Below are 12,470 nucleotides of genomic sequence, written 5' to 3'. Positions count from 1 at the left end.
GATCGGCCGGAGCGCCTATCAAAGTGATAGCACTTTTTGCGTTCACCGCAACCCTTCAGGTCTCATGGGCGTCGGTTCCATCGGAGTGGGTGCTGATTCTCACGTCCGAATTGACCGGTATTGATCAGGGTTAGCCGTCCTTTGTCACAGCCTGCGGTGTTAGTTTTCTGAGCTGACGTCGGGGGGGTAATCGAGCGGAGCGGGAGCGATGGGCCGAGCAGAGGCGCGACGGGCGCAGCAGCAGCGCGGTGCGCGGAAAGCGCCGAGCGGGCGTGCGGGCAAGTCGACCGGGAAGACCGGGAAGAAGCGCAGCGGCATACGTCGCTTCCTCAACTGGAAGACGATCCTGGGGACTTTCCTCGGAGGTGCCCTGCTCCTCATCATCGGAGCGGTCGCCCTCTACTTCTCCGTGGATCCGCCGGACCCGAACAAGAACGCGATCCTCCAGAGCAACACCTACAAGTACGCCGACGGTTCGATCATGGCCCGCACCGGCCAGATGAACCGCGAGATCCTCCCGATCGACAAGATCCCCGAGGACGTGCGGACCGCCTTCATCGCCATCGAGAACAAGTCCTTCTACAAGGACAGCGGCGTCGACGTCATCGGTGTCGCCCGGGGCGTCGTCAACACGGCCCTCGGCCGCGGCAAGGCCGGCGGATCGACGATCACCCAGCAGTACGTCAAGAACTACTACCTGACCCAGGACCAGTCGGCGACCCGCAAGCTCCGTGAGCTGGTGATCTCCATCAAGGTCGACCAGCGCATGAAGAAGAACGAGATCCTCGCCGGTTACCTGAACACCAACTTCTACGGCCGCAACGCCTACGGCATCCAGGCCGCGGCCCAGGCCTACTACGGCATCGACGCCGAGAAGCTGAACCTGGAGCAGGCCGCCTACCTCGCCGCCGTCATCCAGGCCCCCAGCCAGTACGACTGGGCGATCGCCGGTCCCAACGGCAAGCGGCTGGTCATGATCCGCTTCAACGCCGTCCTCGACAACATGGTCGAGATGGGCAAGCTGGACCAGGCCAAGCGCGCGACCCTGAAGTTCCAGGAGCCCATCAAGCCCAAGCCCCTCCCGGGCATGGACGGGCAGAAGGGCTACCTGGTCCAGGCCGCCAAGCAGGAGCTGAGCCGCCAAAACATCAAGGACGCCGACATCTCCGCCGGCGGCTGGACCATCACCCTCAACATCGACAAGAAGAAGCAGGCCGCGCTGGAGAAGGCCGTCGACGACGAGCTGGAGTCCAAGCTCGACCGCAAGAACACCAAGGACCGCCCCCAGGACCAGAGCGTCCAGGCCGGCGCCACCTCCGTCGACGCCAAGACCGGCCAGATCGTCGCGATGTACGGCGGCGTGGGCCTGACGGAGAAGGCCGAGAGCAACGCCCTGCGCACGGACTACCAGCCGGGCTCGACCTTCAAGCCGATCGTGCTGGCCAGCGCCCTGGAGAACGGCGCGAAGACCCAGGACGGCCGTCCGATCACCCCGAACACCCTCTACGACGGCACCAGCAAGCGCCCCGTGGTCGGCAGCGCGACCGCCTTCGCCCCGCAGAACCAGGACGACATCAACTACGGCGACCCGATGCTCACGGTCCAGGAGGCCACCAACTCCTCCGTGAACTCCGTGTACGCGCAGATGATCGTCGATGCCAAGCCGGAGAAGGTGAAGGAGACCGCCCTCGCCCTCGGCATGCGCGACCGCGACGGCTGGCCCGGCGACAGGCCCGCCATGACGCTCGGCACCATGAGCGCCAACACCGTGGAGATGGCCGCCGTCTACGCGACCTTCGGCAACCACGGCAAGAAGGTCACCCCGACCATCGTCAAGAAGGCCGAGCACGTCGACGCCCAGTTCAAGCCGGTCAACCCGATCGGGGCCCAGGTCCTGACCAGCAAGACCGCCGACACCGTCACCAAGGTCCTCACCGGCGTGGTCGAGGACGGTTCCGGCAAGGCCGTGCGCAGTTCCGCCTACGAGGCCGCGGGCAAGACGGGCACCACCGAGAAGAACGTGGCCGCCTGGTTCACCGGCTACACCCCGGAGCTCGTCACCGTCGTCGCGATGTTCGGCGAGGACCCGAACTCGCACAACCAGGTCACCCTGACCGGTACCGCGGGCAAGGGCCGCGCGGGCGGTTCCAGCTTCCCGGCCCAGATCTGGCAGGCGTACACCACGGCCGCGCTCAAGGGCCAGAGCACCGGCCAGTTCGACCTGGAGGACGCCGAGATGGGCACCCCGCCGGCGCCGACCCGCAGCCCCTCGCCCAGCGCGTCGAACCAGACGGTCGCCCCGACGCCGACCGGCTCCGCCGGCACCCGTCCCACCGGCACCCCGGACCCCACGGGCAGCTCCGGCAAGCCGGACCCGACCGGGCCGACGAAGAACCCGACGCCGACGACGAAGAACCCGACGCCCCCGACGAAGGACCCGACGCCGCCGACGAAGGACCCGACGCCCCCCGGCCCGCCGAACCCGCTCCTGGGCCGTTAGCCACCGGGCACCGCGACACACCGCCGCCCCGCAGCGATCACGCTGCGGGGCGGCGGTGTGCCGTGCGTACGGGCCCTCAGCGTCGGCCGTGCGGCCCCGGCAGCGGGAGCTCGAACCAGACGACCTTCCCGCTGCTCAGCCGGGTGGCACCCCAGCGCCGGGCCAGGCGGTTGACCAGGAACAGGCCGCGCCCGCCCTCGTCGGTCTCCCGCGCCCGCCGCTGGCGCGGCAGCTGCGGGGAGTCGTCGCCGACCTCGCAGCGCAGCACGTCCGTGCGCAGCAGGCGCAGCGTCACGGGCCGCTCGGCGTACCGGACGGCGTTGGTGACCACCTCGCTGACCAGCAGCTCCAGCGAGTCGCTCAGCTCCTCCAGGCCCCAGCGGGCCAGCGCGCGCCGGGCGAAGCGGCGGGCCCGGCCCGGAGCGGTCTCCTCCGGGTCCAGGAACCAGTACGCGACGTCGCTCGGCGCGATGCCCTCGAAACGGGCCGCGAGCAGGGCGATGTCGTCGTCCCGGTCACCCGGGCCGAGCATGTCCAGCACGTCGTCGCAGAGGGCCTCCAGCGGCGGGGAGTGGTCCAGCCCCGTCAGCTGCGCGGTGGTCGCGAGCCGCTCGCGCAGCTGTTCGATGCCGGTCCACACGTCCCGCAGCCGGGACTCCACCAGCCCGTCCGTGTACAGCAGCAGGGTGGCCCCGGCCGGGGCGTCCAGCTCGACGGCCTCGAAGTCCACGCCGCCGACCCCGATGGGGGCGCCCGGCGGGACGCGCAGCACCTCGGCCCGGCCGCCCAGGTGCAGCAGCACCGGCGGCGGGTGGCCGGCGTTGGCGATGGTGATCCGGTGCGAGACGGGGTCGTAGACCGCGTACAGGCAGGTGGCCATCCGGTCGGAGCCCAGCCGCTGCGCCTGCTCGTCCAGGTGGTGCAGCACCTCGGCGGGCGGCAGGTCCAGCTGGGCCAGGGTCTGCGCCGTGGTGCGCAGCTGGCCCATGATCGCGGCGGAGGTCATGGAGTGGCCCATGACGTCGCCGACGACCAGCGCGACCCGGCTGCCGGGCAGCGGTATGGCGTCGTACCAGTCGCCGCCCACCCGGGCCGTCTCGGCGGCGGGCAGGTAGCGCGAGGCGAGCCGCACCCCGGTGGGCTGGGGGAGGCCGTCCGGCAGCATGGTGCGCTGCAACTCGTCGGCGATGTAGGCCTCGCGGCCGTAGAGCACCGCCTTGTCGATGCCGAGCGCGGTGTGCGTGGCCAGCTGGGCGGCGACGAGCAGGTCGTTCTGCTCGAAGGCGTCCCGGTCCGGGGTGCGCAGGAACACCGCCGCGCCGATGACGCGCCGGCGGCCCCGCAGCGGGGCCAGGATGGCCCGCTGGCCGCGCGGCACCGGGTGGTCGGACCCCAGCAGCTCCGGGAGCGCGTCGCGGGCTCCCAGGGCCGATCCGAAGACGGGCCGTACGCCGCGCAGCACTTCGGCGAGGGCCCCGCCGGGGCGGATCTCGCAGAGCTCGGCCGCGGGCAGGTCACCCTGCGGGCCGACCAGCGGCAGCTGGCTGAAGTCGAGCTCCCCGGCGGCTCCCGCCGCCCCCGCGCCCTCGCCCTCGGCCAGCCCCAGGTCGTCGATCGGCCGGAGCCGGTCGGTGCGCCGCAGCCTTAAAACGACCGGGCCGACGGGCCGCTCGTCGCCGACGGGCAGCGGGTCGCGCAGGTAGACGAGGATGGCGTCGGAAAAAGTGGGCACGGTCGCCCGGCACAGGCCCAGCACGATCTCGTCGAGGTCGATGCCGCGCGCGATCCGCCGGGTGGCGGCGCCGACGAAGCGCAGCCGGTCGCCCTCGCGGCGCGCCACGCCGACCTCACCGGTACCGGTGGCACCCGTCCCGGAGCCGGCCCCCGCCGCCGGGGGCGCGCCGGTGACCGGGGCCGCCGCCGCGGGATCCGTGCCCGGGGCTCCGGCGACGGCCGTCACCGGGGCGCCCGGCAGCGGCTCGCCGTCGCCCGCGTCCCGGCGTCCCGCGTTGCGCGCGGCCTCGCCGTCGCGCGCGCGGGCGCCGGCCGGGCCGGTGTCCGCCGCGTCGTGGCCGGAGGTCCGGGCGCCCTGCGGTCCGCCGCTCCCGGCGGCGCCGCGCGGGCGCGGGAGGTCGGCGGCCGGAGTCTGCGCATGCGTGCGTACGGCCTCGGCGGCCGCGATGGGGGCCTTGCCGTGGCCGGGCTCGTCCGTACCTCCGCCTGAGGCGACGGCGGGCTGCGGGCCCTCCTGGGAGGTGGGGTACTCCGTCACGCGTGGAATTCCGTCCGTTTGCGCTCGATGTGCGCTGCACTCAACTCGGTCAGTCGCGGTATACCCGCTCAGCGGCGGGGGCACCATCACCCCCGGGATCCGCGTCCCGCTCGTTACCTCTCGTTCGGCGTCGACCTCCGGTCAAGTCCCGGTCGCCGCAGGTCATTTGCGGTTACGGGGACGGGTCGGCCCCCCGCGCACGACCGGCGGAGGACGATCCTACGTTTGAACCCCGGGGGCGCATCAAGGGTCTCATGAGGTCATATGCGCCGGGGTGCGGTCCCAGTCCTCGGGCAGGGCCGGAACACCCCAGGCCGGATCGGGCCGCCAGTCCTGCCAGCCATCGCGGAACGGAGACCCCCAGGCCTCGATCACACCGACCGCCGCGCGCCCGGCCTCCTCGACCCCCCGGGCCTGTTCCGGGTCCATCAGCCCGATGTTCCGGGCCTGCGCGAACTCGTCCTCGTCCCGCCAGTTCCAGGTGCGGTCGGGGTAGACGGAGATGTCGAGGAAGTGGTCCACCGAATCCACTCCGCCGGACCAGCGGACGAGGGGCTCCTCAAGGTTCACGTACCAGTTCTTGAAGCGCCAGCCGTGGTCCCAGAACAGCCACACCGACCACGGCTCGCCGGGGCGGGCCAGCTTGAGCACGCCCGCCCCGAACCAGCGCGAGCGCACGGTGGTCCGCGGCGCGGTGTAACGGGTGGCGAGCGGTTCCTCGTGCACGGGGGTGCCGTCCGCGAGCACCGGCTTGACGCATTCGGTGCCGGGGGCCATCCACACCGCCAGCAGCTCGTCGGTGTCCCGCACCACGGTCACCGGGCGGGCGATGTGGACCTGCCCCTTGAGCCCCGGGGCGTGGTCGCGGTAGCGCCAGAGGATCCGGTCCCCGGGCGCCCAGTGCGCGTCCTGCGCGGGGCGGTGCCCCGCACCGCTCACGGACCTGTGGGTACCTGTCATGCGCAGATCTTAGGGCGGCTGCCCCCGAACTGGCTGCGTTGCAGGTCACGGAGGGGTGCGGGGACGGTAAACGACCGGATTCGGCCCCTGGGAGGGGGCCGTTCAGGGCCGGGTCATCCGCAGGACGTCGAGGGCCTCGTCCAGCTGTTCCAGGGTGAGCGCGCCCCGTTCGACGTAGCCGGACTCCAGGACGACCTCCCTGATCGTCTTCCGCTCGGCGAGGGCCCGCTTGGCGACCTTGGCCGCCTCCTCGTAGCCGATGTAGCGGTTCAGCGGCGTCACCACGGAGGGCGAGGACTCGGCGTACTCCCTGGCCCGCTCGGAATTGGCGGTGATCCCGTCCACCGTGCGGTCGGCCAGCAGCCGGCTGCCGTTGCCGAGCAGGCGGATCGATTCGAGGAGGTTCCTGGCCATCACCGGGAGCATCACATTGAGCTCGAAGTTGCCGGCCGCGCCCGCCACGGCGACCGCGGTGTCGTTCCCCGTCACCTGCGCGGCGATCATCAGGACCGCCTCCGGGACCACCGGATTGACCTTTCCGGGCATGATCGAGGACCCCGGTTGCAGATCCGGCAGATTGATTTCGGCCAATCCGGTGCGCGGGCCGGAGGCCATCCAGCGCAGATCGTTGCAGATCTTGGTGAGCGAGACGGCGATGGTGCGGAGCATCCCGGAGGTCTCCACCAGCGCGTCCCGCGCCCCCTGGGCCTCGAAGTGGTTGCGGGCCTCGGTCAGCGGCAGTCCGGTCGCCGCGGCCACCTCGGCGATCACTGCGGCGGAGAAGCCGGGAGGGGTGTTGATGCCGGTGCCGACCGCCGTGCCGCCCAGGGGCAGTTCGGCCAGCCGGGGCAGCACGGCGCGCAGCCGCTCGACGCCGTAGCGCACCTGGACGGCGTACCCGCCGAACTCCTGGCCCAGGGTGACCGGGGTGGCGTCCATCAGGTGCGTGCGGCCGGCCTTGACCACCTCGGCGAACGCGGCCTCCTTGCGCTCCAGGGCGGCGGCGAGGTGCTCCAGGGCCGGGATCAGCTCGCGGGAGACGGCGGCGGTGGCGGCGATGTGGATGGAGGAGGGGAAGACGTCGTTGGAGCTCTGCGAGGCGTTGACGTGGTCGTTGGGGTGCACGTCGCGGCCGAGCCGTTCGGTGGCCAGGGTGGCGATGACCTCGTTGGCGTTCATGTTGGACGAGGTCCCGGACCCGGTCTGGAAGACGTCGACCGGGAAGTGGGCGTCCCAGCGGCCGTCGGCGACCTCGGCCGCGGCGGAGCGGACGGCCTCGGCCGTGTCGGCGTCCAGCACGCCGAGCTTCTCGTTCACCGTGGCCGCGGCTGCCTTGATGCGGGCCAGGGCTTCGATGTGGGCGCGTTCGAGGCGCTGCCCCGAGAGCGGGAAGTTCTCCACGGCGCGCTGGGTCTGGGCGCGCCACTTGGCGTCCGCGGGGACCCGTACCTCGCCCATGGAGTCGTGCTCGGTACGGAACGCTTCGGACCGCTGATCGTCTGTCATGTTCGTTGCCTCCTGAAAAAGTTGAGCAATTGTCTTGTTCGAAGTGTTCCCAACTCCCCTACCGGCCAGTAAATACCGTGGGTAACACCACGGGTAACACTGCAATCGGGGAGGCGTTCATGGCACGTGCGCGTACGAAACCCAGGCTCAGATCTACCTTCGCCGCCATCGCGGCGATCGCGGCCGCCCTCGGGGGCGTCACCGCCATCACCCCCATGGCCCAGGCGGCCCCCGCCGCCGGCGGCTCGATCACGCCCCTGTCGCCGGAACTCGAAGCGGTCCGGGCCGCCGAGGCCACCAAGATCTACGGAGACCCGGCGATCCGCCCGCTGAACGAGCGCAAGACCGGGCTCATCTCGCTCGGCGACAGCGAGATCTCGGGCGAGGGCGTCGGCAACTACGACCCCGCGACCAACACCTCCGCCAACCAGTGCCACCGCTCGCCGGACTCGGCGATCCACCGCACCGGCATCCCGGCCGACCTGACCTTCAACGTGGCCTGCTCCGGCGGCTACACCGGGAACATCAGGATCGGCGGCAGCAAGCAGTACGCCGACGAGCTGGTCCAGAGCGACAGCCTCGCCGTCAAGGCGCGCAACACGAAGATCAAGATGGTGCTGCTGGTCGCCGGGGCCAACGACGACCTCCAGTTCGGCCCCGTCATGACCGACTGCGTCACCCGCTGGGTGCTCAGCCAGGGCACCTGCGAGCCCAAGTACGGCCCCGGCTGGCAGGCACGCGTCGACGGCCTCAAGCCCAAGGTGGAGGCCACCGTCGCCGACCTCAAGACGGTCATGCGCGAAGCCGGTTACGCCGACTCCGACTACAAGCTCGTCGTGATGGGCTACCCCAGCCCCATCGGCCCCGACTTCAACGACAACCCCGACTTCCCCGGCAAGCTCCCCGGAGGCTGCGCCGGCTACGACTCCGACGCCGCCTGGGGCCGCAACTACGCCGTGCCCACCTTCGAGAAGGGCATGCGCGAGGCCGCCCGCGCCTCCGGCGCCCTCTACCTGGACAACTCGCGCCTCTTCCAGGGCCACGAGGTGTGCATGGAGGACACCTGGGCCCGCGGCCTCTACCTCGACCTCGGGGACCACTTCCCGTGGGACGAGAACACCGCCCGGCAGTCCTTCCACCCCAACTACCGCGGCCACGGCGCCTTCGCGTCCTGCCTGACCCAGCTCTACGACTCTGGCCTGCGCGAGGCCTCCTGCGCCGACCCCGCCAGCACCGGCACGCCCGTCCTGCAGGCCGGCGCCTGGGACGACCTCTACAAGCCCCTCAGGAACGAGGCCACCGGCAACTGCCTCGACGACTTCGGCGGCTCCAGCGCCAACGACACCAAGGTCGTCGGCTGGGACTGCCACGGCGGCCGCAACCAGGGCTGGTGGTACGACCCCGCCCGCGGGGCCGTCCACACCGAACTCACCCAGGACCGCTGCCTGGACGTCCCCGGCGCGAACTACGGGGCGGGCACCGGCCTGATCCTGTGGAACTGCCACGGCGGCGCCAACCAGAAGTTCGTCCGCGACGGCGCCACCCTGCGCCCGGCCGCGGCCACCGGCATGTGCCTGACCGTGGCCGCCGCCCACGAACAGGTCCGCCTCCAGCCCTGCAACGGCTCGGCGAACCAGCGCTTCGCGTAACCCCGCCATCCCCTCGGACCCCCCACACCCGGCCGGCCCGCCCGGCCGGGTGCCACCCGCTCTGCAACCGGGCGCCCCGGACGTACGTCCGTAGCCTCCGGCAGGCTCGCCGCGGCACCAGGCACCGGCGCGCGCAGACCGCAGCAAGGGAGCAGTCCGATCCTCCTCACCGCCCTCCTCACGGCCGCCCTCGGCCTCCTCGCCCTCCTCTTCCTCCTGGGCAAGGGCGTCCATCTGCTGGCGACCCGCAGACCGGCCCTGAGCACGAGCCCGGTAGGCCGGTGGGCGGAAGCGGTGGGACTGTGCCTGAGCGCGGCGGCCCTCCTGGCGGCCGTCGGCGGCCTCACGGGCCTCAACCCCGCCCACCCCGTGCGGCCCTGCGTGGAGGCGCTCGCCGGACAGGGGGGCGGCGGGTACCGCACCCCCGACGCCGACATCACCGTCAGCCGGACGCTGGTGCCCCTCTCGGTGCGCTGCGATTTCTCCGGCGGCACCCGCGTGGAACTCGTCCCGGCCTGGGTGAACCCACTGCTCGCGCTGTCGCTGGTCGGTGCCGCCGGATGCGTGGCCGGCTTCGTACGGGCCGCCTCGGCCGCCCCGCGCGGCGCACCGGGCGGCGGGCACCCGGCGTACTGAACGGCCGCCCTCAGCGGGCCCGTGCACCGAGTTGCTCGCGCACCTCGCGCGGCCGGTTGGTGATCAGGGTGTCCACCCCGAGCCGGACGCACAGCTCCACGTCCTCGCGCTCGTCCACGGTCCACACCCGCACCGCCAGCCCCTTCGCCTTCAGGCGCCCCACCAGTGCGGGGTCCTTGCGCACCAGGTCGATGCCGGGGCCCGCGTGCGTCGCGAACGGGGGACGGACCGGCCTGACCCGGCGCTCGATCAGGTACACGGCCGGCAGCCCGGGCGCGAGCCGGTGCATCCGCGTCAGCGCGGTCCGCGAGAAGCTCATCACCTCGACGAGCCCGGACGCCCCGTCGGCCAGGCCGTGGTCGCGCAGCACCCGCACCAGCTCGGCCTCCAGGCGCCCGCCGGCCCGGGTGGGGTGCTTGGTCTCGACCGCCAGCCCCACGGGCCGGTCCGCGGCCAGCGCCTCCTTGAGCAGGTCCTCGAAGAGCAGCACCCGCGCCCCGCGGTGCGCGTCGCCCTTCCACCGGCCGAAGTCGAGCGCGGACAGCTCCTCGTACGTCATCTCGGAGACGACCCCGCGGCCGTCGGAGGTCCGCTCCACCGTCCGGTCGTGCACGCACACCAGCCGCCCGTCGGCGCTCAGCCGCACATCGCACTCCAGTGCGTCCGCGCCGTCGGCGATGGCCCGCCGGTAGGCCTCGATGGTGTGCTCGGGGTGCGCGTACGAGGCCCCGCGATGCGCGACGACGCGCACGCCGCGGTCGGTGGGGGAGGACAGATCGGTCATGCCGCAGACGTTATCCGGATGCGCGGTCCGACCCGTTACGGGATGCTCCACCGATGGTTGAACAGTTCGTGACGCTCCACTGCGAGCCCTGCGACGCGTGCCGCTCCGAGGCGTGGCAGCACGTCGTGGAGGGCCGGCTGCGCTGGGAGGAACAGTCGTACTGCACCGCCCCCCTGACGGCGTTCCAATCCTGCGACGGCGGCTGGGGCCCGCCCCCGCCGTGGGTCCGCGAGCGGATCGTCGCCGCGGAGGGCACCGTCCGCCTCGCCGTCGGCGGGCCGGACGGGGTGCCCCTGAAGGCCGTCCGCGCGATGTACGGGCTCACCCTGCCCCAGCTGCGCGAGGCGCGGGCGAACGGTCTGCACGCCACCCCGGTGGAGGCCGGCCTGCTGCGCTGGACGCGGAGCGGGCCCCGGGGGTGATCACCCCCGGGGCCCGTCCCGGTGTCGGGGCGGCTTCGCCCCGGTGGTTACGCCAGGCCGGGGCCACGGACCGGGATGTGGGTGAACGTCGGCTCCGGGGCCGGGTTCTGGAAGAAGTCGTTGCCCTTGTCGTCCACGACGATGAACGCCGGGAAGTCCTCGACCTCGATCTTCCAGACCGCCTCCATGCCGAGCTCCTCGTACTCCAGGACCTCGACCTTCTTGATGCAGTCCTGGGCCAGACGCGCGGCCGGGCCGCCGATCGAGCCGAGGTAGAAGCCGCCGTGCGAGGCGCACGCGTCGGTCACCTGCTGCGAGCGGTTGCCCTTGGCCAGCATGACCTTGGAGCCGCCCGCCGCCTGGAACTGCTCGACGTAGGAGTCCATGCGCCCGGCCGTGGTCGGGCCGAAGGAGCCGGACGCGTAGCCCTCGGGGGTCTTCGCGGGGCCCGCGTAGTAGACCGGGTGGTCCTTGAGGTACTGCGGCATCTCCGCGCCCGAGTCCAGCAGTTCCTTGATCTTGGCGTGCGCGATGTCGCGGGCCACGACCAGCGGTCCGGTCAGGCTCAGCCGGGTCTTGACCGGGTGCGCGGTCAGGGTCGCCAGGATGTCGTCCATCGGCTGGTTCAGGTCGATGGAGACGACGTCCGAGGACTCGGAGAGGTGCTCGTCCGTGGTGTCCGGCAGGAAGCGGGCCGGGTCGCGCTCCAGCTGCTCCAGGAAGACGCCCTCGGCGGTGATCTTCGCAGTGGCCTGGCGGTCGGCCGAGCAGGACACGGCGATGGCGACCGGGAGGGACGCGCCGTGGCGGGGCAGGCGCACGACGCGGACGTCGTGGCAGAAGTACTTGCCGCCGAACTGCGCGCCGATGCCGATCTTCTGCGTCAGCTCGAAGACCTGCTGCTCCAGGGCCTCGTCGCGGAAGCCGTGGCCCAGCGGGGAGCCCTCGCGGGGCAGCTCGTCCAGGTAGTGGGCGGAGGCGTACTTGGCCGTCTTCAGCGCGTGCTCGGCGGAGGTGCCGCCGACGACGATCGCCAGGTGGTAGGGCGGGCAGGCCGCCGTACCCAGGGAGCGGATCTTCTCCTCCAGGAACTTCATCATGGAGGCCTCGTTGAGGACCGCCTTGGTTTCCTGGTAGAGGAACGACTTGTTGGCCGAGCCGCCGCCCTTGGCCATGAAGAGGAACTTGTACGCGCCGCCGTCGGTCGCGTACAGCTCGATCTGCGCGGGCAGGTTCGAGCCGGTGTTCTTCTCCTCCCACATGGTCAGGGGGGCCATCTGCGAGTAGCGCAGGTTCAGGCGGGTGTACGCGTCGTAGATGCCGCGGGAGAGGGCGGCCTCGTCCGCGCCCTCGGTCAGCACGTTCTGGCCGCGCTTGCCCATCACGATCGCCGTGCCCGTGTCCTGGCACATCGGCAGGACGCCGGCCGCCGCGATGTTCGCGTTCTTGAGCAGGTCGAGCGCGACGAACTTGTCGTTCGCGCTCGCCTCCGGGTCGTCGATGATGCGGCGCAGCTGCGCGAGGTGGGCCGGGCGCAGGAAGTGCTGGATGTCGTGGATGGCCTCTTCGGCGAGCTTGCGCAGCGCCTCCGGCTCGACCTTGAGGAACGTACGGCCGTCGGCCTCGAAGGTCGAGACGCCCTCCGAGGTCACCAGCCTGTACGGGGTGGTGTCCTCGCCCAGGGGGAGCAGATCGGTGTACGCAAACTCTGGCATGACGGCAGTCATTCCTCACTCGGCAG

9 protein-coding genes are annotated in these 12,470 nt (G+C 71.8%); 4 read left to right on the top strand and 5 right to left on the bottom strand.

All coding sequences use genetic code 11. The annotated features are described in order from the left end of the window. The first annotated feature begins 208 nt into the window (after positions 1 to 208). Complete coding sequence (locus SLAV_RS14215) at positions 209 to 2,500, top strand: transglycosylase domain-containing protein (RefSeq protein WP_030226229.1); 2,292 nt, start codon at positions 209 to 211, stop codon at positions 2,498 to 2,500. 76 nt (positions 2,501 to 2,576) lie between these two features. Here SLAV_RS14215 and SLAV_RS14210 read toward each other — a convergent pair whose 3' ends face one another. From SLAV_RS14210 to SLAV_RS14200, 3 genes are all read right to left on the bottom strand, one after another. Next, the gene (locus SLAV_RS14210) at positions 2,577 to 4,772 is read right to left on the bottom strand and encodes an ATP-binding SpoIIE family protein phosphatase (RefSeq protein ID WP_030226227.1); all 2,196 of its coding nucleotides are present in this window, start codon (positions 4,770 to 4,772) and stop codon (positions 2,577 to 2,579) included. Between the two features lie 252 nt (positions 4,773 to 5,024). Next, positions 5,025 to 5,732 carry a cytidylyl-2-hydroxypropylphosphonate hydrolase gene (gene fomD / locus SLAV_RS14205; RefSeq protein WP_078950120.1) on the bottom strand — a complete coding sequence of 236 codons (708 nt, stop codon included), beginning with the start codon at positions 5,730 to 5,732 and terminating at the stop codon, positions 5,025 to 5,027. Positions 5,733 to 5,834: 102 nt separating this feature from the next. Next, positions 5,835 to 7,238 carry a class II fumarate hydratase gene (locus SLAV_RS14200; RefSeq protein ID WP_030226222.1) on the bottom strand — a complete coding sequence of 468 codons (1,404 nt, stop codon included), beginning with the start codon at positions 7,236 to 7,238 and terminating at the stop codon, positions 5,835 to 5,837. A 119-nt stretch (positions 7,239 to 7,357) separates the two neighbouring features. Here SLAV_RS14200 and SLAV_RS14195 point away from each other — a divergent pair, with 119 nt between their 5' ends. Further along, positions 7,358 to 8,887, top strand: a complete 1,530-nt coding sequence (locus tag SLAV_RS14195; RefSeq protein WP_030226220.1) for a ricin-type beta-trefoil lectin domain protein — start codon at positions 7,358 to 7,360, stop codon at positions 8,885 to 8,887. A 294-nt stretch (positions 8,888 to 9,181) separates the two neighbouring features. Continuing rightward, on the top strand, positions 9,182 to 9,523 hold the full coding sequence (locus SLAV_RS14190) for a hypothetical protein (protein WP_030226217.1): 342 nt from the start codon (positions 9,182 to 9,184) through the stop codon (positions 9,521 to 9,523). A 10-nt stretch (positions 9,524 to 9,533) separates the two neighbouring features. Here the strand turns inward: SLAV_RS14190 and SLAV_RS14185 are convergent, their stop codons facing one another. Continuing rightward, positions 9,534 to 10,307, bottom strand: coding sequence for a glycerophosphodiester phosphodiesterase (locus SLAV_RS14185; protein ID WP_030226215.1), 774 nt, complete (start codon positions 10,305 to 10,307; stop codon positions 9,534 to 9,536). 53 nt (positions 10,308 to 10,360) lie between these two features. Between SLAV_RS14185 and SLAV_RS14180 the strand changes: the two genes are divergently transcribed. Next, on the top strand, positions 10,361 to 10,729 hold the full coding sequence (locus tag SLAV_RS14180; RefSeq protein ID WP_030226212.1) for a hypothetical protein: 369 nt from the start codon (positions 10,361 to 10,363) through the stop codon (positions 10,727 to 10,729). 47 nt (positions 10,730 to 10,776) lie between these two features. Here SLAV_RS14180 and SLAV_RS14175 read toward each other — a convergent pair whose 3' ends face one another. Next, positions 10,777 to 12,444 (bottom strand): fumarate hydratase, encoded by a 1,668-nt coding sequence (locus tag SLAV_RS14175; RefSeq protein ID WP_030226210.1) that lies wholly within the window; start codon positions 12,442 to 12,444, stop codon positions 10,777 to 10,779. Between the last annotated feature and the right edge of the window lie 26 nt (positions 12,445 to 12,470).

It is taken from the genome of Streptomyces lavendulae subsp. lavendulae (genome assembly GCF_002803845.1).
GTDB classification, from domain to species: Bacteria; Actinomycetota; Actinomycetes; order Streptomycetales; family Streptomycetaceae; genus Streptomyces; species Streptomyces lavendulae.
Note: the sequence above shows the minus strand (reverse complement) of the source record. Positions and strands in the feature narration are given on the sequence as shown.

What these genes read in the sequence shown, in the direction of transcription:
- SLAV_RS14175 (WP_030226210.1), bottom strand. Translation starts at nt 12,444, where the DNA reads ATGCCAGAGTTTGCGTACACCGATCTGCTCCCCCTGGGCGAGGACACC.
- SLAV_RS14200 (WP_030226222.1), bottom strand. Translation starts at nt 7,238, where the DNA reads ATGACAGACGATCAGCGGTCCGAAGCGTTCCGTACCGAGCACGACTCC.
- SLAV_RS14180 (WP_030226212.1), top strand. Translation starts at nt 10,361, where the DNA reads ATGGTTGAACAGTTCGTGACGCTCCACTGCGAGCCCTGCGACGCGTGC.
- SLAV_RS14185 (WP_030226215.1), bottom strand. Translation starts at nt 10,307, where the DNA reads ATGACCGATCTGTCCTCCCCCACCGACCGCGGCGTGCGCGTCGTCGCG.
- SLAV_RS14215 (WP_030226229.1), top strand. Translation starts at nt 209, where the DNA reads ATGGGCCGAGCAGAGGCGCGACGGGCGCAGCAGCAGCGCGGTGCGCGG.
- SLAV_RS14195 (WP_030226220.1), top strand. Translation starts at nt 7,358, where the DNA reads ATGGCACGTGCGCGTACGAAACCCAGGCTCAGATCTACCTTCGCCGCC.
- fomD (WP_078950120.1), bottom strand. Translation starts at nt 5,732, where the DNA reads ATGACAGGTACCCACAGGTCCGTGAGCGGTGCGGGGCACCGCCCCGCG.